Raw genomic sequence first — 22383 nt, 5'->3', positions numbered from 1 at the left:
GGGACGTCCGCGGAGGGGGGCGGTTGACGCGGCATTAAGCGCCGGCGTGGCATGCGGCGGCGATGCGCATCCTCCACGTCCTCGACCACGGACTGCCGCTGCAGAGCGGCTACACCTTTCGCACGCGCGCGATCCTGAAGGCGCAGGAACAGCGCGGCTGGCAGGTCGCGGCCGTCACCGGGCCGCGCCACGGCGGCGCGGGCGACGCGGTCGAATCGGTTGACGGGCTGACCTTCTATCGTACGCGCACGCCGTTACGGCCGGGGGTGATGGGGGAACTGGCCGGGATCGCCGCCTTCGCCCGGCGGATCGATGCCGCCGTCGATGCCTTCCGTCCCGACATCCTGCACGCGCATTCGCCGGTGCTCGATGCGCTCGCGGCGTATCGGGTCGCACGCGCGCGCAGGCTGCCGCTGGTCTACGAGATCCGCGCCTTCTGGGAAGATGCGGCGGTCGGCAACGGTACGGGCCGCGAAGGGTCGCTGAAATATCGCACGACGCGCGCGCTGGAGAGCTGGGCGGCGCGGCGCGCGGATGCGGTCGCGGTCATCTGCGACGGCCTGCGCGACGACCTGATCGCGCGCGGCATCGCCGCGGACAGGATCGTGGTGTCGCCCAACGGCGTCGACCTGACGCTGTTCGGCGACCCCGTCGCGCCGGATCCGGCGCTGGCCGCGTCGCTGGACCTGGTCGATGCCGAGACGATCGGTTTCATCGGCAGCTTCTACGATTACGAAGGGCTCGACGACCTGATCGCGGCGATGCCCGCGCTGATCGCGGCGCGGCCGCGCGCGCGGCTGCTGCTGGTCGGCGGCGGGCCGATGGAGGCGGCGTTGCGCGCGCAGGCGGCGGCATCGCCCGCCGCGGCGGCGATCCGCTTCGCGGGCCGCGTGCCGCACGCGCAGGTCGAGCGCTATTACGCGCTGATCGACGTGCTGGCCTATCCGCGCAAGGCGATGCGGCTGACCGATCTGGTGACGCCGCTCAAGCCGCTGGAGGCGATGGCGCAGGGGCGTCTGGTGGCGGCGTCCGACGTCGGCGGACATCGCGAACTGATCCGCGACGGCGACACCGGCACGCTGTTCCGCCCGGACGATCCCGCCGCCATCGCCACCGCGCTCGCCGGATTGCTCGCGGACCGCAGCGGCTGGGCGGCGCGGCGCGCGCGGGGGCGGGCGTTCGTCGCCGCCGAGCGTAACTGGTCGTCAAACATTTGTCGTTACGAACCCGTTTACCAGCGGCTGATGGCGGCCGCGACAGTGGATGGATCATGGCAGCGTTCACCAGCCCGAGTCTGAAACGTCCCGCATGGCGCCTCGCCGGCCTCGACCGCTGGATCGCGCCGGCGGGTGGCGCGATCGCGGGAATCGTCGCGGCGGTGCCGGTGCGGTTGGTGCCGCGCGACGTGCTGGAGGATTGGGTATGGCGGAGCGGGCTGCCGTCGCTGGTGCCGATGGCGGCGCCGCCGCTCGGCGCGACCGCGCATGCCGCGCTGGCGGTCGGCGTCGGCGCGGTGGCGGCGGCGGTGGCGTGGTCGGCCCTGTTCCTGCTGTTCGGGCCGGGTGGCCTGCTGGCGCCGCGACCGGTGGCGGAGGCCGGTGTGCCCGTGCTCCGTCGTGCCGACACGCATCCCGATGCCCCCGCCCGCAAGCCGATGTCGGCGGCCGACCTGGGGGCGCCGCTGCCCCCGCCAGCGCCGCCGCCGGCGGTGCGTCCGATCCCCGCCGACCTCGACCTGCCGCTCGCCGCCTTCCATCCCGGCGCCGTCCCCGACGTGCCGCGCGAGCCGGTGCGGCCGGTCGCGCCGCTCCGGCCGCGCCTCGCCCTGGCCGATGGCGAACGGATCACGACGGTCGAACTGCCGCGTGCACCGGCCGAATCGCCCGCGGCGCCGTCGATCGAATCGCTGCTGATGCGGCTGGAGCAGGGGACGCGCCGCCCGTTGCGCGCCTGATCCGCCGCCGCATCGTCTTTAGAATATCGGGTATCGTTTTCCGGGTTACCGCTCCGGCGTTCGTCTGTTAGCCTCCGGCAAAACCGAACGGAGAGGTAGATGGCGACCCCAGCCCCGCAACAGCCCCTGGCGGATGGCCAGCAGGCATCGCGCTACGCCTGGTACGTGCTCGGCATCCTGTTCGTCGTCTATGTCCTCAACTTCATCGACCGCCAGGTGATCTCGATCCTGGCCGAAGACATCAAGCGCGACCTGCACCTGAAGGACGAGGATCTGGGGTTCCTGTACGGCACCGCGTTCGGCGTATTCTACGCGCTGTTCGGGATCCCGCTGGGGCGGCTGGCGGACAGCTGGCACCGCGTGCGGCTGATGACGGTGGGTCTGGCCCTCTGGTCGACGATGACCGCATTGTCGGGATTCTCGCGTACCGGCGGCCAGCTGGCGGCGGCGCGGATCGGCGTCGGCGTCGGCGAAGCGACTGCAAGTCCGGCTGCCTACTCGCTGATTTCCGACTATTTTCCCAAGCGCCTGCGCGCCACGGCGCTGTCGATCTATTCGGCCGGGCTGTACGTCGGCGGGGGCTGTTCCTTGTTCATCGGCGGCCTGATCGTCCAGGGCTGGAACCGGGCCTGGCCGGGCGGCGGCCCGCTCGGGCTGGTCGGGTGGCAGGCGGCGTTCCTCGCGGTCGGTCTGCCCGGACTGATCGTCGCGGCATGGATCGCCACCGTGCGCGAGCCGATCCGCGGGTTGGTGGAGGGGTTGCCCGAACCCGAACGGCACCCCGCGCCGTTCCGCGCCTTTTTCGAGGAATTGCTGACGATCATCCCGCCGCTGACGATCATCGGCGCGGCGCGGGGCGGCACGCGGGCGTTGCTGGTCAACCTGACCGGGCTCGCCGCCGTCGTCGCGACCGTCGCGCTGCTGATCGGACTGGGCGAACCCAAGCCGCAATGGCTGGCGATCGGAATCGGCGTCTACGCGGTGTTTTCCTGGGCCTGCGCGCTCAAGCGCCGCGATCCGGCGACCTTCGCGCTGATCGTCGGCACGCCGGCGTTCCTGTGCACCGTCGTGGCATACGGCCTGAACGCGTTCCTGAGCTATGCGTCGAGCTTCTGGGCGGCGCCCTATGTGATGCGCGAACTGGCAGAGACGCCGGCGCGCGCCGGGCTGTTCCTCGGCAGCAGCGGCGCGTTGTCGGGCTTCCTTGGGCTGACGATCGGCGGCGTCGTCGCGGACCGGTTGCGGCGTGCCGACCCCGCCGGGCGGCTGATCGTCGTCATCTTCGGCGCCACCGTGCCCGTGCCGTTCCTGATCGGGGCGTTCACCGCGAGCAGCGTCTGGGTCTTCTATCCCTGCATCTTCCTCGCCGGGCTGACGGCCAGCGGCGCCCTCGGTTCGGCGGCGGCGACGACGCAGGACCTCGTGCTGCCGCGCATGCGGGGCACCGCGACCGCGACCTTCTTCATCGGCACGACGCTGATGGGCCTTGCGATGGGGCCCTATCTGGCGGGCCGGATCTCGACGCTGTCGGGCAGCCTGTCGGTCGGCATGCTATCGCTGCTCGCGGTCATGCCGATCACGCTGGGCTGCGCGATCGCCGCCTATCGGCTGGTGCCCAAGGCGGAGGCATCGCGCGAGGCGCGGGCGCGGGCGGCGGGCGAAGCGATCTGACCCGTCCCCATCGCCGCAACGACGCGGCGATGGGGACGCGCCGTCAGGCGGCGGCGAACACGCCGCAGGCGATCCGCCCGCCGCTGTTGCCCGACGGATCGGTCATCAGGTCGTCGGCCGCCGCATGGACGACGATCGCCGCGCCGTCGGCATCGAGCAGCCCCGCCATCGTCGCGCCGGGCACGGTGATGCCCAGCGTGCCGCGGCCGTCCGATCCGACGATCAGGTTGGGCAGGTCGCCCTCGTGCGGCCCCTGCGGATTCATGCTGCCGTGCTTCATCGCGGTCGGGTTCCAATGGCCCCCGGCGGTGGTGAAGTCGGGGGCGTCGCAGCGGCCGATCATGTGAACGTGCGCGCCATGCGTGCCGACGGGCAGGCCCTTGACGTCGAGCGTGTAGCGGATGCCGCCGGCGACCTCGGTCGCGGTCGCGCGACCGGCGTCGGCGCCGGTCGCGGTCTTCAGCGATGCGGTGGCCCGCGCGCCGCCCGGGGTCGGCGATCCGACCGCGACCGATTCGTCGCGGGTGCAGGCGGCAAGGGCCAGCGTGGACAGGCCGGCGAGGACGAAGATAGTGCGCATGGTCGATTTCTCCCTGATCGAGGTCACGAACCCGGCGCGGTCGCCGGTGGTTCCAGCGGCCAGCGGACGACGGGCTCGTAGATGGCGCCGCCATGGCCGAGGTGGCTTTCATAGAGCATGAGGTGCGGCATCGCGAAGGCGGGCGTCGCCAGCCCGGCGTGGGCCGCGAGCCAGCCCGCGATCTCCGGCGCCGCGCCGGCGCTTCGCGGCAGGCGCGCGAGCGTGATGTGGGGCATGTAGGCGCGGCGCTCGGGCGTCAGTCCCGCCCGGATGCACGCCTGGTCGATCTTGCGCGCGAGGTGGTGCAGCGCATCGCCGCCGCCGGCGAGTGCGGCCCAGAGGGTGTCGGTGCGGCCCTGTCGCGCGAACCGGCCGACGCCCGCCACCCGGACGACCGGGGCGGGGGCGTGGACGCTCGCCAGCGCGGCGGCGACGTCTTCCGCCTGCGGCCGGTCGACCTCGCCGATGAAGCGCAGCGTGCAGTGGAGCTGCGCGTCGTCCTGCCACCGCGCCATCGGTACGCCGCCCATCGCGCCGTCGAGCAATCGGCGGATGTCGGGGGGCGGGCGCAGGGCGACGAACAGGCGCGGCATGTGAACGAAAGCCCCTTTGTAATGTTCTATTGCCCCGTATCGGCAACATATCCGGTTTCGCTTGAAATGCGACCGGGCGAAGCCGATATTTCGGTCATCCGACATCAGGTCGGCAAAGGAGTTTCGGATACCATGGCAAACTGGTCTGACCCCCGGCCGAGCGCCGCGCCATTCGGAGCCGCGCGCGCCGACACAGCGCGCAGCGGCGCCTATGACGCGGGTCTGCGCTCGTACATGCTGTCGGTCTACAATTACATGACCTCCGGCGTGCTGCTGACCGGCATCGTCGCGCTGCTGTTCGCCTCGAGCGGCGCGGTCAACGCGCTGGTCGGCCCGACCGGCCGCACCAGCATGCTGGGCTTCATCGTCGCGCTGTCGCCGCTCGCGATCGTCTTCGCGATGAGCTTCGGGCAGGGCCGGATGAAGACGGCGACGCTGCAGATGCTGTTCTGGGCTTTCGCGGTGCTGATGGGCGTGTCGCTCTCGACGATCTTCCTCGTCTATAGCGGGACGTCGATCGCGGGCGCGTTCTTCGCCACCGCGGCGGGCTTCGCCGCGCTCAGCCTCTACGGCTACACCACGAAGCGCGACCTGTCGGCGTTCGGCACGTTCCTCATCATCGGTGTCGTTGGCCTGCTGGTCGCGAGCGTCATCAACATGTTCCTCCAGTCGGGCGTCATGAACCTCGTCATCAGCGCGGTCGGCGTGCTGCTGTTCGCGGGCCTCACCGCCTATGACACGCAGCGTACCAAGAGCCTGTACTTCCAGGTCGCGGGCAGCGACATGGTGGGCAAGGCGGTCATCATGTCGGCGCTGTCGCTGTACCTCGACTTCATCAACATGTTCCTGTTCGTCCTGCGCCTGTTCGGATCGCAGCGGAACTGACGCAGCCCATCGAACGTCGATGACCGGAGCCCGGTGGCCGATGCCGCCGGGCTCTTCTTTTTTTGCCTGAAGGACCGGCCCCCATGCGGCTCACGATCGCCGTCGATCTCGACTATGCCATCATCGGACCACCCGCCGACGTGCTGTTGCAGATCGAGGCGGCGGCGATGCCCGACCAGCGGATCGTATCGGAAGCGCTGACGGTATGGAGCGACAATCCCATCGCCGCCGTGCGCGGCGAGGACGGGATCGGCCAGCGCTGCTGGATCCGCGCCGACAGCTGGCTGAAGGCGGAATATCGCGCGACGGTCGATGTCGTCCGCACCGACGCGTCGATCGGCGTGCTGCCGGCGACGCCGGTGCGCGACCTCGACGGCGCGCTCGTCCCTTACCTATTGCCGAGCCGCTATTGCCAATCGGACCGGCTGGAGGGGTTCGTCCGCCGCGAGTTCGGCCGGCTGACCGGCGGTGCGCTCGCCGCGGCGCTGACCGACTGGGTGGCGGGGGCACTCGAATACCGGTCGAACAGCAGCAGCGGCGAGACGACGGCGCTCGACACGTTCGCCAGCCGGTCGGGCGTGTGCCGGGACTATGCGCACCTGCTGGTGGCGCTCGCGCGGGCGGGGGAGATTCCGGCACGCTGCGTCGCCGCCTATGCGCCCGGCGTCGATCCGCCCGATTTCCATGCGGTGGCCGAAATGTGGCTCGACGGCGCGTGGCGGCTGGTGGACGCGACCGGCATGGCCCCCGCCGATACGATCGCGCGGGTCTGCGTCGGCCGCGATGCGACCGACATCGCCTTCATGACCGTATTCGGCGAGGCGCAGTTCGTCCGCCAGGACGTGCGCGTCACCCGCGCCGACGGATGACGTCGGACAGGAACGGAAACGATCGGGCGATCGTTCTGCATCTGTAATCACAGGAGGGTGTCATATGACCGGTATCGACGAGAAGGCGCTGGACAGCCTGTCGGTCGCGCCGACCGCCAACGGCCAGGAGCGCGATCCGCGTCAGGACGCGGGCCAGGACAAGGCGATCAACAAGCGGCTGGAAAAGAACCCGGAGAGCGCGGATGCGCGCCTGGACGCGGGCCTCGACGAATCGATGGACGCAAGCGACCCGCCATCGTCGACCCAGCCGGTGCACAACCATGGCCCGGCGCCGTCGTCGGGCTATGACGAGGAAGCGGAACGCGCGCGTCAGCAGTGACTTGCGCACAGTTCTAACGGGAGCGGCGGTCCGGTTCGGGCCGCCGTTTTCGTATGTGCGCCCCCGGATCGGCAGGCGTGGCCGCCGTTAACCCGCGCCGCACGTTTGTTGCCCGCGGGTCGCACCCCACGGGCTTTGCGACGAGTGCGGCTCCGCTCGTCGCATCCGATGTTGCGGTGCAACAGGTTTCGTGATGCTTTGTGACCATCGCAAGACGATGGCGTTAAGGCGGCTGTTAACCATCCTGTGCCATGGTCGCGATATTGTTCACTGCGGGGTGGGGTCACGATCATGGGTGCCAAGATGAGACCGGCCGAAGGCGCGATGACGCTGGCCGAAATGAAGGAATTCGCAGCGTTCCCGAGTTCGACGCAGCGCTACATCCGGCGCAGCCTCGACATCGGGCTGGATCGCGACGACGCGATGGCCCGCTGGTCGCGCGACGTCGTCGAGGCGGCGAGCATCCGCGCGCAGGCGCGTCTGTACCGTGCACTGCCCGAACTGCGGCTGCTGGTGCCCGACGATGCCGATCTCGCCGCGGTGGAGCCGTTTCTCGCGCCGCTGGTGACGCTGGTGGGCTTCGACCTGGGGCAGGGGCGGCTGACGAGCTTTTCGGCATTCCGCTTTCTCTACGAGCGCCTGATCGGCGCCGCGGCGCGGCCGTGGCTGCCGAGCGCCTTCTGCGCCGCCGCGGCGCTGCCGCATCTTCACCCGGAGCTGCGTCGCAAGCTGCTCCAGTCGATCAGCGAGGCGGCGGCGACCGCGTCCGGCTGGTCGAACCGTCAGCCCGCGTTCTTCCCGCACTGGGTCGAAAAGGTCGACAGCGGTTCGGCGGCGCTGCCGCACTGACCGCGCCTGCGCTCCGCCGGGGGGCCGGAGCGCAGGACGTCACCGGCAGGCGCGCCAGCCCGTGCGGCCGCGATCGGCCTGATCGAGGTGCAGGTGGTCGCGGTGGGCGGCGTTGTAGTCGGGCGACAGGGTCGTCGCGAACAGCGTGCATGCCCCGTCGCGCACGTCGCGCAGGAACGCCGCCTTCGCACCGCCGCCCGACCAGTCGCCGACGACCGTGACGCGTGTGCCGTCGGACAGGCGGAAACCGGCGATGTCGACCGCATCCGCGGTGGCATGCTCGCTCCAGCTGCCCGCGTCGCGGCCGTAGAGGCGGCGGCAGGAATAGCTGCCGAAATGGTCGATCGTCGCGACGCGGCGGCCGAAGCGGCGCTGCGCCGCGGGCTGGACGACGTCCCATTCCCATTTGGCCAGCGCAGCGGCGACCGGGCAGGCGACCCCGAGCTCCGCCGGCCGCAGGCCGATGCGCCGCGATCCGCCCGCAGCGAAGCGCACGCCGTCGGCATAGCCGCACCGGCCGCCATCGGTACGCGGCGGCAGGACGTTGTAGCGCACGCCCGCGGCATCGAGCAGCGCGCGACAGCGGGGAAAATCGCGGCCGAGCGCGGCGAGCTTGGCGCCGGTAAACAGGCCGACCGGTTGCGACAGGTCGAGCGGCGTCCACGGCAGGTCCTGCGGCCGTCCCCGCACCCACGCCCACAACAGCAGCAGCCCGGCGAGGATCGCGAGGCACGCCGCCGACCAGCCGATCGCCCGGCGCAGCGCCCGCATCAGCCGCGCATCGCCGCGCTCATCGGCTCGCCGGTGACCGGATAGCCGCAGTCAGCGGGGATGCAGAGGTGCGGCACGCCGTCGCGCTCCTCGACGAAGGGCGTGATCGTCCGCACCGGATTGGCCGCGGCATCCGCGACCGCATCGGCATGGCTGGCAAACCTCGCCAGCCGTTCGAGGTTGCGCCGCGTGGGATAGATGATCGTGGCGCGCCCTGCGTCGGCATCGTCCAGCAGTGCCCGGGCACCGGTCCAGGCGAGCCGGACGGTCTCGGTTTCGTCGACGGTGGGGGCGGCGTCGTCGGGCGCGCGCGCGAGGAAGAACAGCGTGTCGAAGATGCGCATGTGCGCGTGCGCCGGCAGCCAGCGCGCGAACGGCACCAGCGCGTCGAGATCGAGCGTCAGGCCCGCGTCCGCGAGGATCGCCGCGAACGGTTCTCCGTCGTGCAGTCGTCGGCGGATCGTGGCGAGCAGCGCGGGCGAGGGCGGCGGCACGATGCCGACCGCGACGCCGGCTTCCTCGATCGTCTCGCGGATCGCGGCGATCCGCGCGGCACGATCGTCGTCGCCCGCCGCCGCCGCCCGGTCGCCGGGGTCGATACGTCCGCCGGGAAAGACCATCGCGCCGCCCGCGAACGCCATCGCCTTTGCCCGTTCGACCACTAGCAGGTCCGGCGGACCCGCAGCGCGGTCGCGGATCAGGATCAGGGTCGCGGCGGGAATGGGATCGTTGGGCATGCCGCGTCCCAACGCGTGGCGACCGCGAACGGCGTCACCCGATCGATCGGGTTCGCGCAGGCAGGGGGAGTATAGGGGCAGGATAGCGTCGGCGCGGGGTGGTGGTGGAGCTGAGGGGAATCGAACCCCTGACCTCTGCAGTGCGATTGCAGCGCTCTCCCATCTGAGCTACAGCCCCGCACCCCGGGTCCGGCCTGGCCGGAGCGACGCCATTAGCGAGCCTCCATGGGCGATGCAACAGGCCGCGGGCGTCCCCCATCTCAAAAAAATCGGTTGCGACCGGCCGGGCGTCCCGTGCGACGCAAAGTCGTTGCGGTCAGGCAACGATAGGAACGAAGCGTCGGCTGGACCTTTTTTAGCCCAGGAGCAGGGGCGTGCAGCCAATGATGCGCCCCGCACCCGCAGGACGATCTTTCAGGAGATGACCATGGGCTACGAACGCTATCCGCGCGACGACGACCGTCAGGACTACGGCCGCGACTACGGCTCCGGCCGCGACGACAGCTATTCCAGCGCGCGCGACTATGGCACCGCGGGCCAGTACGGCAACCGCGACCGTGAGCGGCAGGGCTATGGCAGCCGCGACTATGGCAACCAGCGCTACGCGCAGCGCGACCAGTATCAGGGCGGCGGCACCGCCGGCGGGCGCGACTATTACGGCGGGCAGGGCGGCTACGGCCGCGATGCGGTTTCGCGCCAGGACCGGGATCAGGCGGGTCGTTACGACAGCCAGTCCGACGGCCGCTACGGCGAGCGCCAGCGCTATGGCGCGGATGCCGGTCGCGATGCGCCGCGCGAATATCATGGCAGCTACGGGTCGGGCAGCCGCCCGTTCGAGGATTTCGGCAGCCGCAAGCACGCCGACGACGACAATTACCGCAGCGACCGCGGATCGCGGCCGGCGTCCTACGGACGGCCGCAGGGCCAGCAGGGCTATGGCCGTCAGCCGCAGGGCTATGACTATGAGGATCGCGGGTTCCTCGCCCGCGCGGGCGACGAGGTCCGCTCGTGGTTCGGCGACGAGGATGCCGAGCGCCGTCGCGAATATGATTCGCGGATGGACGATCGTTACGACACCGACCGCGACAACGATTATCACAGCTGGCGCCGCGGCCAGATCCAGTCGCTGGACCGCGATTATGACGAATATCGCCGCGAAAACCGGACGAAGTTCGAAAACGAGTTCGGATCTTGGCGCTCGACGCGCCAGACGCAGCGCGATTCGCTGAACTCGGTCGAGGAGCATATGGACGTCGTGGGTTCCGACGGCGAGCATGTCGGCACGGTCGACAAGGTGCGCGGTGATCGCATCCTGCTGACCAAGAACGACGTCGATGCCGGGGGTCGCCATCATTCGATCCCGTCGAGCTGGCTGCAGACGGTGGATGGCAAGGTCACGCTGAGCAAGACCGCCGCCGAAGCCAAGAAGGCATGGCGCGACGAAGAACGCAACCAGGCGATGTTCGGCGACGAGGGCAACGACCGTGCACGCTACGGCCAGACGACCGGCAGCGATGCGACGACGCGGTCGAGCGCCGGCGCGGCATCGACCGGCACCTCGGGCGCATCCTCGACCACCGCGACGACCGGTGACGAGGGCAAGACGCTCAACCGGAGCTTCTCGGGCACCTATTGACCCGGACGCGACGAACCGACGGAAAGGCCCGGGATTTCCCGGGCCTTTTTCGTTGCGGAATGCAACTGAACTGGCCAAGCTGGCGGCAACGAACCAAGGAGAGCAGGAATGGCACGCGCATGGAGTCTCAAGTCCCGGCCGCAAGGCACGCCGACGATGGACAATTTCGAGATCGTCGATCTCGGCACGCGCGATCTGGGTGACGGCGAGGTCCGCATCGCCAACACCTGGCTGTCGGTCGATCCGTACATGCGCGGGCGGATGAACGACGTGAAGAGCTACACGCCGCCGTTTGAATTGGGCGCGCCGATGCAGGGCGGAGCGATCGGCAAGGTCGTGGAAAGCCGATCCGACCGCTACACGCCGGGCGACGTCGTCCAGCATTTCGCCGGCTGGCGCGACGAGGCGATCCTGCCCGCCGATCAGGTCCAGCCGCTGCCGCAGCTCGATGTCGATCCGCAGGCCTATCTGGGCCAGCTCGGCATGCCGGGGATGACCGCCTATTTCGGGCTCCTCGAGGTCGCGGGCGCGAAGGAAGGCGATACCGTCTTCGTTTCCGCTGCGGCGGGCGCGGTCGGATCGACCGTGGTGCAGATCGCCAAGGCGAAGGGGTGCCGCGTGATCGGCTCCGCCGGGGGCGCGGACAAATGCGCATGGGTCGAATCGCTCGGCGCCGACGCGGTGATCGACTACAAAGGCGGCACGCCGGTGGTGAAGGCGCTGGGCGAGGTCGCGCGGACCGGCATCGACGTCTATTTCGACAATGTCGGCGGCGAGCATCTCGACGCCGCGCTGGCGCACGGCAACCAGGGTGCACGCTTCGCGATCTGCGGCATGATCGACGTGTACAACAGCGGCAAGGCGACCGAATTGCGCTATCTGGCGCGGCTGATCGGGATGCGGATGCGCATCCAGGGCTTCATCGTCAGCGACTATATGGACCGCGCCGCCGAATTCTACCGTGACATGGGCGGATGGCTGAAGGACGGCAAGCTCAAGCGCAACGAGACGGTGTTCGACGGGCTGGACAGCATGCCCGACGCCTTCCTGGGGCTGTTCACCGGCGGCAACACCGGCAAGATGCTGGTGCGCGTGTAGGACGGGGGCGGGCGCCGTGATGGCGATCTCGCGTCATGGCGCCCGCTCCGGCTCTGCGCGACGGACGAGCGTGGCCGACGATCGATCGGCGAACGTGATCGTCAATGTCGACGCCGATACGTTTCAGGACGTCGCAGAGCGCATTTTCTGCCAAAAATCTCCGCCGATCGTTCCCGACCCCGGGATGCGGCATCCGATCAAAGTGTAAAGGGTCAATTTTCCCGGATCATCCGGTCGATAGGTGATGGCACCTTCGCGGCCGGATCGCCTGGCGGACCAGGACCACCAGCCTGAAGACCCCCTGTTGTTGCACACCGTTCCTTCGACCCCGCCATCGCGCCGAAACGTGAGCGTGGCGGCATTCGGGTCCGACACGCTGACATTATCGAAATGATGCAGCACCCAAATCCGATCGGCCATGTTTGCCGGATATGTCCCCGACGTCGCAGGATCACGCCCGCCGATCGCGGTCGATAACAGGATGGCCATCGTGATAGCGAGCATTGGCGTGGTGCCTTTTCGGGTGGAACGGCCGCTATGCCGGATCGCTGGTGCGGGCCGTTTTCCGTAACCGAGGCGGATCGGTCGAATATCGGAAGTGAATCACCGCGGATTCCACCCGCACGAACCGCGGGGCTTTCAAAGCAAGGCTGAGATCGAGGATGGTTCGGCGTAGACCGTCGAGCGACCCGACGCGGCCGTTCCCCTCGTGATGTTGCGCAGACCCCCCCCGGCGTGGCCATCCCGCGGCGTGTCCGGTTCCAACGAAAACCCCTCCCGCTCGGGTGAGCGGGAGGGGTCGTCGTCAGGGGTTCAGGCGCCGAAGGTGCGCTGCCACCAGCCGCGGCGCGGGGCACCGTCCGGGTCGTCGCTGCCGCCGGCCGGCGTGTCCGCGACCTCGGCCGCGGGGGCCTCGTCCGCCACCACCGGTTCCGGCGCGCTATCCTCGACGGCTGCGGCCTCCTCCGTTGCGGCCGGCTTGCGCGTGCGGCGGCGCTTCGGCTTTTCCCCGGCGGCGGGTGCGTCCTCGACGACCGGGGCGGCTGGCGTCACGTCGTCTGTCGCGGCGGGGGCCGGCGTCGCCTTCTTGCGGGTGCGCTTGGGCTTGGCCGGCACATCCGCGTCCACAGCGGCAGCGGCCTCGGCGACGGGTTGTGCCTCGACCACGGGCGCATCGACCGCCGGGGCGCCGGCGCGTGCGCGCGGACGGCGGCGCGTCTTGGGCGCATCCACGGGAACGGCGTCCTCGACCACGGCAGGGGCGGGGGCGTCGAGCCCGGTCGTCACCGGACCGGCATCGCCGGCCTCGACGATCGGTTCGCGCTCGTCCTGTGCGGTGTCCGCCTCGTCATCGGGGAACTGCGGGTCCGTCGCGCCGCGATCGGCGCCGTCCTGCGTGCCCTCCTGACGACGGCCACCGCGGCGACCGCGACGACCGCGACGGCGGCGTCCCTCGCCCTGCGGCTGCTCGCCGGCGAACTCGGCATCGCCGGTGTCGGCGCGATCGCTGACCGCGTCGCCGTCGTCGAGGTCGGCATCGATCGTGCCGACGGGTGCGTCCTCGTCCTGACCGCGCGCGTCGTCCTGCGCGCCGTCGTCCTGGCCGCCCTCGCCATTCTCGTCCTTGCGACCGCGACGCCCGCGACGCCGGCGGCGACCACGACCGCGACCCTCGCCATCCTCGCGCTGTTCGCGCGGACGGCTTTCGCGGCGGGGCTGTTCCTCGGCCTCCGCCTCTTCGACGATCTCTTCCTCGTCCTCCTCGATCTCCTCGGGGACGTCGTCATAGTCCTCGGCGATCAGCGCCTCGATCTTGGGCGCATAGGCGGGCGGCGGACCCGACGCCTCGACCGACATGCGCGCGCCCTCCTCCTCGCGATCGGGCAGGATCTCGACCTGCACGCCGTAGCGGTCCTCGATCTCGGCGATGTCGGCGCGCTTGCGGTTGAGGACGTAGATCGTCGCTTCCTGGCTGGCGCGCAGCGTCAGCAGCGAGCCGCGACCGCGCGCGGCCTCGTCCTCGATCATGCGCAGCGCCGACAGGCCGGCGGACGAGGCGGTGCGGACGAGCCCGGTCCCCTCGCAATGCGGGCAGGCGCGCGTCGACGCCTCCAGCACGCCGGTGCGCAGGCGCTGGCGGCTCATTTCCATCAGCCCGAACGACGAGATGCGGCCGACCTGAATGCGGGCGCGATCGTCCTTCAGCGCCTCCTTCATCGCCTTCTCGACCTTCCGGACGTTCGAATTGTTGTCCATGTCGATGAAGTCGATGACGACGAGGCCGGCCATGTCGCGCAGGCGCAGCTGGCGGGCGATTTCCTTGGCGGCCTCGAGGTTGGTCGCGGTCGCGGTCTGTTCGATATTGTGCTCGCGCGTCGAACGGCCGGAGTTGATGTCGATCGACACCAGCGCCTCGGTCGGGTTGATGACCAGATAGCCGCCCGATTTCAGCTGCACGACCGGATGGTACATCGCGGCCAGCTGGTCCTCGACGTGCGCACGCTGGAACAGCGGCACCGCGTCGGCATATTGCTTCACCCGGCGCGCGTGGCTGGGCATCAGCAGCTTCATGAATTCCTTGGCGTGGAGATAGCCCTCCTCGCCCTCGACGATCACCTCGTCGATCTCGCGATTGTAGATGTCGCGGATCGCGCGCTTGATGAGGTCGCTGTCGCCGTAGATCAGCGCCGGCGCCGACGAGCCGAGCGTCGCGTCGCGGATGCCGTCCCACAGCCGCGCGAGATAGTCGAAGTCGCGCTTGATCTCGACCTTCGTGCGCTGGAGCCCGGCGGTCCGCACGATACAGCCCATCGACGGCGGCAGCTGCATGTCGGCCATGATCGACTTCAGCCGCTTGCGATCGGCGGCGTTGCTGATCTTGCGGCTGATCCCGCCGCCGTGCGACGTGTTGGGCATCAGCACGCAATAGCGGCCGGCGAGGCTGAGATAGGTCGTCAGCGCCGCGCCCTTGTTGCCGCGCTCTTCCTTCACGACCTGCACCAGCAGCACCTGGCGGCGGCGGATCACGTCCTGGATCTTGTAGCGGCGGCGCAGGTTCATGCGACGCTGGCGCAGGGCCTCCACCTGATCGTCGTTGCCGTTGCGCGCCTTCTTGGACGGTCGCTCGGCCGCGCCTTCGCCGTCCTCGCCCGCGTCGCCATCGCCGTCGTCGGCGTCGTAATCGTCGTCGTGGTCGTCGCCGCCATGGTCGTCGCCGTGATCGCCGTCGTCGTCATGGTCGTCGTCGTCGTGCTCGGCGCGCAGCGCGGCTTCCTCGGCGGCATGCTCCGCCTCCTCGCGCAGCAGCGCGTCGCGATCCTCCTTGGGGATCTGGTAGTAATCGGGGTGGATCTCGCTGAACGCGAGGAAGCCGTGGCGATTGCCGCCATAGTCGACGAACGCCGCCTGCAGCGACGGTTCGACGCGGGTCACCTTGGCGAGGTAGATGTTGCCCTTGAGCTGCTTGCGCTCGGCGCTCTCGAAATCGAATTCCTCGATCCGGTTATTCTTGACGACGGCGACCCGGGTTTCCTCCCGGTGGCGTGCGTCGATCAGCATACGCGTGGTCATTGAAATGTCTCCGCGCGCGTGGCGCTCCACCGGCATCGCCGAAGGGCGCGCACGCGCGTTGATAGGTGGCGCCGGGCAAACCGGCGCGATGTGGCAAAGATGCGTCTGCTCGCCCGGCACGTCGGGGGGCACGGCCCTCCCACACGCCCGACACGCCGCCGGCCGAAGCCGGGCGGTGTCGAACGTTGGATAAGTGCGTCATGCGAGCGTCAACCTGGTTAAACCCGCGCCGGGAAGACGCGGGGACCTGCACGTCGCCTGTGGTTGGCGCGACGCACGGGTGCCGGTGATTGGTAGCATCGCCACACCCGCACCGCAACTGGCAGCACATTGCCGCCCGAAGCGGCAGAATCCTGCCGCTCGCGTACGTTAACCGCGCGTTTGCGGACGCTGCGGCATGACGCGCGGCAGGCGTCCCGCGGTGGCGACGCGGGACGAGGTGAGCATGGCTTTTCGCTGGACCCGCAGCCCCCGGTCGCGGCAAGGATATCACGTGTTCGCGCCCGCGCTCCTGACCGTCGCCCTGGGGATCGCGCCGCCGGCGTCGGGCGCGCGACCCGCCGTCGCCGATCGAGGCCCGGTGCCCGACGCCGTGGCGCTCGACATCGCCCGATGGGGCCGGCGGCCGCAATATAAGGTGTCGGTGCCGGTGCCGCCGCCCGCGCGCGGCATGACGCTGCCGCGTGTGCGTGGCGACGACAGCCGGCCGCTGGTGGTGATCGACGCGGGCCATGGCGGGATCGATCCCGGCGCGATCAACGCCGCCAACGGCCTGCGCGAGAAGGACGTTACGCTGCGCATCGCGCAGGCGATCCGCGACGACCTGCTCGCCACCGGGCGCGTGCGCGTCGCGCTGACCCGCGACGACGACCGCTATCTCGTGCTGCGCGAACGCTACGGGATCGCGCGCCGGCTGAAGGCGGCGCTGTTCATCTCGATCCATTGCGACAGCGTCGGCAGCGGCGATGCGTCGGGCGCGTCGGTCTATACGCTGTCCGAGGTCGCGTCCGACAAGGAGGCGGCGCGGCTCGCGGCGCGGGAGAACAAGGCGGACGTGATCGCCGGCCTCAACCTGGGCGATGCGGGCGCGGACGTGTCGTCGATCCTGATCGACCTGACGCAGCGCGAGACGATGAACACGTCCGCGGCCTTCGCCCGCCTGCTCGGCCGCGAAGCCAGGCCGCGGATCCCGACCAAGCCGGTGTTCCACCGGATGGCGTCGCTGATGGTGCTGAAGGCGCCCGACATGCCCTCGATCCTGTTCGAGACGGGCTATATCTCAAACCCGGTCGACGCCGCCTTTCTCGACAGCCCGGACGGACGCCAGCGGATCGCCGACAGCGTGACGCGGGCGGTCGAGGTGCATTTCGCCCGTCAGCTCGCGGGCCGCTGAACGGCGCTCCGGCGGCGGCAGGAACGGCGCCCAGCGCGGCGGATCGATCAGATCGCGCCGGAGAAGGTGTCGCATTGCGCCGGATCGCCGCTCTGGATGCCGCGCTGGAGCCATTTCGCGCGCTCCGCCGACGTGCCGTGCGTGAAGCTGTCGGGGACGACGCGGCCCTGGCTTTCCTTCTGCAAGGTGTCGTCGCCGATCGCATGCGCCGCGGTCAGCCCTTCCTCGAGGTCGCCGGGCTCCATCCGGCTGCGGTTTTGCGCCGCCCAGACGCCGGCATAGCAATCGGCCTGCAATTCGAGGCGGACCGAGGCGGCATTGCCCTCGACCTCACCCGCGCTGCGCTGGATCTGCTGCACCTTGTCCGACGTGCCGAGCAGGTTCTGGATATGGTGGCCGAACTCGTGCGCGATCACATAGTCCTGCGCGAAGTCGCCCTTGGCACCGAAGCGGTTGGCGAGTTCGCCGAAGAAGCTGGTGTCGAGGTAGATCTTCTGGTCGGTCGGGCAATAGAAGGGCCCCATGGCCGATTGGGCCGCGCCGCAACCGGACTGGCCGTTCTGCGAGAAGAACTGGAGGCCGGGTGCCTGGAAGCGTTCGCCGCTCTGCGCGAACAGCGCCGTCCACGTCTTCTGCGCGGAACTGAATGCGTCGCACGCCGCCTTCTTGGCGGGATCGGAGGTGCAGATCTGCGTTGCCGACGTGCCCCCTGCGGGGGCGTTGCGCGTCACCTGCGTGCCGCTGCCGCCACCGCCGCCGACCAGGCTGCCCAGATTGCCCAGCCCGCCGAACACGGCGAACAGCAGGAGTGCGACGACGATCCCGCCACAGCCGAACCGGCTGCCGATCAGCGGCAGCAGGCCGAACAGCAGGCCGCCGCCGCCACCGCCACCGCCCCGGTTGCCCTGGTCGCCGACGTCAATATTGGGGTCGAAATCGTCGAGGCGCATGGCAGGCTCCGTTTAGCTTGCGTTACGAATGCCCGAACACCACCCCCGGTTGCAACCGGCCGCGCATCGACGCAGGTACCGGGGATCAACAGGAGAGTTCTGATGTTCCTCAAGGGCAAGACCGCATTGGTCACCGGCTCCACCTCCGGCATCGGCCTCGCCTATGCCCGCGCGTTCGCCGCCGAGGGCGCGAGCGTCGTCATCAACGGGTTCGGCGACGCCGCCGCGATCGAGGTGATCCGCGCCGAGCTCGCCGGCGCCAGCGGCGCGGCGGCGCTGTACGATCCCGCCGACATGACGAAGCCCGACCAGATCGCCGCGCTGGTCGATCGCGCCGCGCGCGAAACGGGCGGCGTCGACATCGCGGTCAACAATGCCGGCATCCAGCACGTCTCGCCGATCGAAAGCTTCCCGGACGACCGGATGGAGGCGATCATCCGCATCAACCTGTTGTCGGCCTGGTATGTCGCGAAGGCGGCGATCCCGCACATGAAGGCGCGCGGCTGGGGGCGTCTCATCACCACCGCCTCGGCGCACAGCCTCGTCGCGAGCCCCAACAAGTCGGCCTATGTCATGGCCAAGCACGGCATCGCGGGCCTCACCAAGACGCTGGCGCTCGAAACCGCGACCTCGGGGATCACGGTCAACTGCATCTCGCCGGGCTACGTCTGGACGCCGTTGGTCGAGGCGCAGATCCCCGACACGATGGCCGCGCGCGGGATGACGCGCGAACAGGTGATGAACGACGTGCTGCTCGCGGCGCAGCCGACCAAGGCGTTCGTCACCCCCGAACAGGTCGCCGCGCTCGCGCTGTTCCTCTGCCGCGACGAGGCGAAGGCGATCACCGGCGCCAATATGTCGGTCGACGGCGGCTGGACCGCGGCATGAGGGCGCTGCGCGTCGCGCTGCCCGCGCTCGCCGTGGCGCTGCTCGCGACCGCGGCGGTCCGGGCGCAGGCGGACGTCGACGTCGACTGGCGCAAGGTCGCGACGCGGCAGGACCGCGAGCGACTGCGCGGCTGGCGCGACGCCTGGGTGCAGGCGCTGGCCAAGGTCGGCGCGACGGCGGACGGGGCCGCCGCGCTGCGTGCCGACCGGGCGCTGTTCGACCCCGACCGCGCGATCGAGGGCGCGGCGCTGCGGCCCGGCAGCTACCGGTGCCGCGTCCATCGACTGGGCGGGGTCGGGCCCGGCACCCGCGCGTTGCTGAGCGGCGCGTGGCAGGGGTGCCGCGTGATCGAGGAGGCGGGCGTCCGCCGCTTCGTCACCGACGGCGAACAGCGCGCCAGCGGCGATCTGTACGACGGCACCGATGCGCGCACCGTCTTCCTCGGCACACTGGCGCTCGGCGACGAGGACCGGCCGATGCGCTACGGCCGCGACAAACGACGCGACATGGCGGGGCTGGTCGAGCGCATCGGCCCGGCCCGCTGGCGGCTGGTGCTGCCGTTCCCGGGATTCCAGTCGACGCTCGACGTGATGGAGATCGTGCGGGGATAGGGCGGATCGGCGGGGGCGAGCGGCGGCAGCGATGCCAGATAGGCATCGCCGCGCATCGCGACGATCGTGATCCTGTCCGGGTTCGCCGCCGCCACCGCCTGCAGATAGGATCGCGGCTTCTTCATCAGCCGCGGCTGGTCGAGCCCGGCGAGCCCCGCGATCCGCGCGGCTTCGCGGACGAAATGGACGCAGTTGCGCGACTTGAGATTGTACCGCGCGTCGCCGGTCGCCTCGTCCCATGCCGCGGCCAGCGCCACCACTCTTGCGTAGCGCGCATCGTCGAGCACGACCGAGAACTGGGCGACGCTCTGGTCCATATATCCGCGGTCGGGCGATTCGACGCGCCCGCGGACCGTCCCCAACAGGATCGCCGGCGACAGCGACCGGGCGGTGAAGCCCAGCACGCGGTCGACCGCCGCGCCGCCGGCGTCGGGCGTTCCGCGCAGGCTGATGAGCGCATGCGGGAAATGCTTGCCGAAGTCGTGGCTCCAGAAGGTCATCGTCACCGCGGCGCCGGCGGGGGCGGGCGTCAGCGCCAGGGCGAACAGCATCACGGCGGCGCGCGGCAGGCGCAGGAGCAGGCGTTGCATCCGCGCCCCGATACCAGCGCGCCGGCATCCCGTGCAACCATGGCCGGGCCGGCGGTCCGCGCCGGAACGATCGCCGGTGCGTGACGGTTGGCGTGCGGACACGGGGAGGCGACGACATGGCACAACGGGCGAGCGGCAGGATCGACGGACTGGAGATGGCGGCGCGGCTCGGCTTCGCGGCGCGCGCGGTGACCTATGGCGCGGTCGGTTACCTGACGCTGCGGCTCGGCCGGACGGAGGACAACCAGGGCGCGCTCGGTTTCGTGCAGAGCACGGGCGGCGGGATAGTGCTGGCGCTGATGGCGCTGGGCTTCGCCGGCTATGGCCTGTGGCGCCTGTCCGAGGCCGCGGTCGACAGCGAGGGGCAGGGGAGCGGCGCGGGCGGGATCGTCAAGCGACTGGGCGGCGCGATATCGGGCGTGGTGCACCTGTCGCTGTGCTGGGCGGCGGTGCGCTTGCTCGTCTGGGGCGAGCGCAGCGCGGGCAATGCCGCGGAGATGGGCGCATCGACGGCCTTGCGCTGGCCTGGCGGCCGGATCGCGCTGATCGTGGTGGCGGCGGTCCTCATCGGACTGGCGGCGTACCAGATCGTCAAGGCGGTCAAGCTGGGGTTCCTCAAGCATCTCGAACCGCGTGCGGCGGGACAGGCCTGGGTCGCCTGGGTCGGGCGTGCCGGCTATCTGGCGCGCGGTATCGTCTTTGCCGCGACCGGCGTGTTCATGGCGCAGGCGAGCCGCAACAGCCGCGCGTCCGACGCGGGCGGGCTGGAACAGGCGCTCGACAGCTTTCCCGAAAGCCTGCGCATCACCGTCGCGGCGGGGCTGTTGCTGTTCGGCGTGTTCAGCGCGGTGGAGGCGGTCTATCGCCGCATCACCGATACGCAGGTGATCGAGCGGTTGAGCCGCGGCGCGGCGCGCCTCGCGAACTGACCGCGGCGGCGATCACCCGCCGGCGCCAGCGTCGCCGCATTCTCGCGCTTTTCGGGGCGGATGTAGATTGAACTGAGCAGCGGCACCGCGGCGCGCAATTCGTCCTCGAGGTGCTCGATCAGCGTTTCCGCCTCCCCCATCGTGACGTGGTCGACGAAATCGGCGCTGACCGCGACGAAGATCGCATCCGGCGCGGTGTGGATCGTGCGGACGTGGTTGACGCAGGTCACCGCCGGGTGGCGATCGATGATCGCGCGCACCGTCTCGACCACCTGTGGATTGGCGCGCTCGCCGATCAGCAGCCCCTTCGCCTCGCGCGCGAGCAGGACGGCGACGAGCCCCAGGATCAGGCCGATCGCGATCGATGCGACGCCGTCGATCCGCGGATCGGCCAGCGCATGGCTCGCCCAGACGCCGATCGCGGCGATCGCAAGACCCGCGAGCGCCGCCGAATCCTCGAAGAGGACGATGAACCCCGCCGGATCCTTGCTCTGCCGGATCGCGCGCCACCATCCGGTGTCGCCCTTCGCCTTGGCGAATTCGCGCATCGCGATGAACCACGACGACCCCTCCAGCGCAAAGGCGATGGCAAGCACGATATAGTTCACCAGCGGGTCGCTCAGCGGCTCCGGCTCGACGATGTGGAGATAGCCCTCGTAGACCGAGACGCCGGCGCCGACCGCGAAGATCAGGATCGCGACGACGAACGCCCAGAAATAGAGTTCGCGGCCATAACCGAACGGGTGGACCGCGTCGGGCTGGCGCTTGGCACGGTGCTGTCCGTAGAGCAGCAGGACCTGGTTGCCGCTGTCGACGCAGCTGTGCACGCCTTCGGTCAGCATCGACGACGATCCGGTGATCCCCGCCGCGACGAACTTCGCGATGCCGATCCCGAGGTTGGCGGCCAGTGCGCCGTAGAGCACGATGTTCTCGCGAATCCGTGCGGTCAGTCCCTGGCCCATGCATGCTCCCCGTGGCGGTATCGTCGTGCCGGTGACGCTACGCGCGAACCGCGCGTGCGGGTCCGTTGCCAAACGGGAATGGCCGCCGGTGTACGAAACACCGACGGCCACCTTTCCTCCCCAGGAAACTCTCGACCGGTGGGTAGCCGCGGACCGGGCGGTCGGGCAGTGCCGCGACGGCGGCGGGCATGTCATCGTGTCCACCACGCAGACAGGCCGGATCGTCACGCTGTAAGGATTTGACAAATGATCGGGCGTGTCCGACGCTTCGACGCGATCGGGAGGACGGGATGGCGGAGCGTAAACTGTTTGCCGGGCACGCGGTGCGTCGATTGCGCCGCCAGGCCGGGCTGACGCAGGCGGCGATGGCGGAGACGCTCGCGATCTCGTCGAGCTACCTCAACCTCGTCGAGCGCAACCAGCGGCCGCTGTCGGCGGCGCTGCTGGTCAAGCTCGCCGAATCCTACGACTTCGATCCACGCGCGCTGACCGCGGGCGAGCCGGGCG

22 protein-coding genes and 1 tRNA gene are annotated in these 22383 nt (G+C 70.0%); 14 read left to right on the top strand and 9 right to left on the bottom strand.

The window, feature by feature from the left end; all coding sequences use genetic code 11:
- Positions 1–62: 62 nt before the first annotated feature.
- From LPN01_RS15125 to LPN01_RS15115, 3 genes are all read left to right on the top strand, one after another.
- On the top strand, positions 63–1298 hold the full coding sequence (locus LPN01_RS15125; RefSeq protein WP_262829252.1) for a TIGR04063 family PEP-CTERM/XrtA system glycosyltransferase: 1236 nt from the start codon (positions 63–65) through the stop codon (positions 1296–1298).
- Entirely contained in the window at positions 1271–1954 is a 684-nt protein-coding gene (locus LPN01_RS15120; protein ID WP_262829251.1) for a hypothetical protein, read from the top strand. The genes LPN01_RS15125 and LPN01_RS15120 overlap by 28 nt, the downstream gene beginning before the upstream one ends.
- A gap of 99 nt (positions 1955–2053) precedes the next feature.
- Complete coding sequence (locus LPN01_RS15115) at positions 2054–3625, top strand: spinster family MFS transporter (RefSeq protein ID WP_262829250.1); 1572 nt, start codon at positions 2054–2056, stop codon at positions 3623–3625.
- Positions 3626–3668: 43 nt separating this feature from the next.
- On the opposite strand, the gene LPN01_RS15110 is transcribed toward LPN01_RS15115, so the two are convergent.
- A complete protein-coding gene (locus tag LPN01_RS15110) occupies positions 3669–4205 on the bottom strand; it encodes a superoxide dismutase family protein (RefSeq protein ID WP_262829249.1) in 537 nt (178 codons plus the stop codon).
- 23 nt (positions 4206–4228) lie between these two features.
- On the bottom strand, positions 4229–4798 hold the full coding sequence (gene thpR / locus LPN01_RS15105; protein ID WP_262829248.1) for an RNA 2',3'-cyclic phosphodiesterase: 570 nt from the start codon (positions 4796–4798) through the stop codon (positions 4229–4231).
- Positions 4799–4930: 132 nt separating this feature from the next.
- Here thpR and LPN01_RS15100 point away from each other — a divergent pair, with 132 nt between their 5' ends.
- The 4 genes from LPN01_RS15100 to LPN01_RS15085 all read left to right on the top strand — a co-directional run bounded on the left by LPN01_RS15100 (position 4931) and on the right by LPN01_RS15085 (position 7741).
- Positions 4931–5683 carry a Bax inhibitor-1/YccA family protein gene (locus tag LPN01_RS15100; protein ID WP_262829247.1) on the top strand — a complete coding sequence of 251 codons (753 nt, stop codon included), beginning with the start codon at positions 4931–4933 and terminating at the stop codon, positions 5681–5683.
- Positions 5684–5766: 83 nt separating this feature from the next.
- Positions 5767–6552: a transglutaminase-like domain-containing protein gene (locus LPN01_RS15095; protein WP_262829246.1), complete on the top strand. Its 786-nt coding sequence runs from the start codon at positions 5767–5769 to the stop codon at positions 6550–6552.
- 64 nt (positions 6553–6616) lie between these two features.
- On the top strand, positions 6617–6892 hold the full coding sequence (locus tag LPN01_RS15090) for a hypothetical protein (protein WP_262829245.1): 276 nt from the start codon (positions 6617–6619) through the stop codon (positions 6890–6892).
- 291 nt (positions 6893–7183) lie between these two features.
- Positions 7184–7741 (top strand): hypothetical protein, encoded by a 558-nt coding sequence (locus LPN01_RS15085; RefSeq protein ID WP_262829244.1) that lies wholly within the window; start codon positions 7184–7186, stop codon positions 7739–7741.
- A gap of 39 nt (positions 7742–7780) precedes the next feature.
- Here the strand turns inward: LPN01_RS15085 and LPN01_RS15080 are convergent, their stop codons facing one another.
- The 3 genes from LPN01_RS15080 to LPN01_RS15070 form a co-directional block, all read right to left on the bottom strand.
- Entirely contained in the window at positions 7781–8512 is a 732-nt protein-coding gene (locus LPN01_RS15080; RefSeq protein WP_262829243.1) for an extensin family protein, read from the bottom strand.
- On the bottom strand, positions 8512–9249 hold the full coding sequence (locus tag LPN01_RS15075; RefSeq protein WP_262829242.1) for an NUDIX hydrolase: 738 nt from the start codon (positions 9247–9249) through the stop codon (positions 8512–8514). The genes LPN01_RS15080 and LPN01_RS15075 overlap by 1 nt, the downstream gene beginning before the upstream one ends.
- Positions 9250–9351: 102 nt before the next feature.
- Positions 9352–9427, bottom strand: a tRNA-Ala gene (locus tag LPN01_RS15070).
- A 249-nt stretch (positions 9428–9676) separates the two neighbouring features.
- Here LPN01_RS15070 and LPN01_RS15065 point away from each other — a divergent pair.
- Positions 9677–10885 (top strand): DUF2171 domain-containing protein, encoded by a 1209-nt coding sequence (locus LPN01_RS15065; protein WP_262829241.1) that lies wholly within the window; start codon positions 9677–9679, stop codon positions 10883–10885.
- A gap of 108 nt (positions 10886–10993) precedes the next feature.
- Complete coding sequence (locus tag LPN01_RS15060) at positions 10994–11983, top strand: NADP-dependent oxidoreductase (RefSeq protein WP_262829240.1); 990 nt, start codon at positions 10994–10996, stop codon at positions 11981–11983.
- A gap of 123 nt (positions 11984–12106) precedes the next feature.
- Here LPN01_RS15060 and LPN01_RS15055 read toward each other — a convergent pair whose 3' ends face one another.
- Together LPN01_RS15055 and LPN01_RS15050 are read right to left on the bottom strand one after the other, a co-directional pair.
- Complete coding sequence (locus LPN01_RS15055) at positions 12107–12487, bottom strand: META domain-containing protein (protein ID WP_262829239.1); 381 nt, start codon at positions 12485–12487, stop codon at positions 12107–12109.
- 309 nt (positions 12488–12796) lie between these two features.
- Positions 12797–15541, bottom strand: coding sequence for an Rne/Rng family ribonuclease (locus LPN01_RS15050; protein WP_262829289.1), 2745 nt, complete (start codon positions 15539–15541; stop codon positions 12797–12799).
- A 409-nt stretch (positions 15542–15950) separates the two neighbouring features.
- Here LPN01_RS15050 and LPN01_RS15045 point away from each other — a divergent pair, with 409 nt between their 5' ends.
- On the top strand, positions 15951–16946 hold the full coding sequence (locus LPN01_RS15045) for an N-acetylmuramoyl-L-alanine amidase family protein (RefSeq protein WP_410482834.1): 996 nt from the start codon (positions 15951–15953) through the stop codon (positions 16944–16946).
- A gap of 47 nt (positions 16947–16993) precedes the next feature.
- Here the strand turns inward: LPN01_RS15045 and LPN01_RS15040 are convergent, their stop codons facing one another.
- Positions 16994–17896, bottom strand: a complete 903-nt coding sequence (locus tag LPN01_RS15040) for a neutral zinc metallopeptidase (protein WP_262829237.1) — start codon at positions 17894–17896, stop codon at positions 16994–16996.
- Positions 17897–17998: 102 nt separating this feature from the next.
- On the opposite strand from LPN01_RS15040, the gene LPN01_RS15035 reads away from it, so the two are divergent.
- The 3 genes from LPN01_RS15035 to LPN01_RS15025 all read left to right on the top strand — a co-directional run bounded on the left by LPN01_RS15035 (position 17999) and on the right by LPN01_RS15025 (position 20914).
- Positions 17999–18784 carry a 3-hydroxybutyrate dehydrogenase gene (locus LPN01_RS15035; protein ID WP_262829236.1) on the top strand — a complete coding sequence of 262 codons (786 nt, stop codon included), beginning with the start codon at positions 17999–18001 and terminating at the stop codon, positions 18782–18784.
- Positions 18781–19395: a DUF4893 domain-containing protein gene (locus tag LPN01_RS15030; protein ID WP_262829235.1), complete on the top strand. Its 615-nt coding sequence runs from the start codon at positions 18781–18783 to the stop codon at positions 19393–19395. The genes LPN01_RS15035 and LPN01_RS15030 overlap by 4 nt, the downstream gene beginning before the upstream one ends.
- A 706-nt stretch (positions 19396–20101) precedes the next feature.
- A complete protein-coding gene (locus tag LPN01_RS15025) occupies positions 20102–20914 on the top strand; it encodes a DUF1206 domain-containing protein (RefSeq protein ID WP_262829234.1) in 813 nt (270 codons plus the stop codon).
- Here LPN01_RS15025 and LPN01_RS15020 read toward each other — a convergent pair.
- The gene (locus LPN01_RS15020; RefSeq protein ID WP_262829233.1) at positions 20845–21876 is read right to left on the bottom strand and encodes a cation diffusion facilitator family transporter; all 1032 of its coding nucleotides are present in this window, start codon (positions 21874–21876) and stop codon (positions 20845–20847) included. The two genes, LPN01_RS15025 and LPN01_RS15020, sit on opposite strands and share 70 nt — an antisense overlap.
- 290 nt (positions 21877–22166) lie before the next feature.
- Between LPN01_RS15020 and LPN01_RS15015 the strand changes: the two genes are divergently transcribed.
- A partial coding sequence (locus LPN01_RS15015) for a helix-turn-helix domain-containing protein (RefSeq protein WP_262829232.1) occupies positions 22167–22383 on the top strand: 217 nt, incomplete at its 3' end.

The organism is Sphingomonas sp. A2-49 (assembly GCF_025548555.1).
Lineage (GTDB): Bacteria > Pseudomonadota > Alphaproteobacteria > Sphingomonadales > Sphingomonadaceae > Sphingomonas.
Note: the sequence above shows the minus strand (reverse complement) of the source record. Positions and strands in the feature narration are given on the sequence as shown.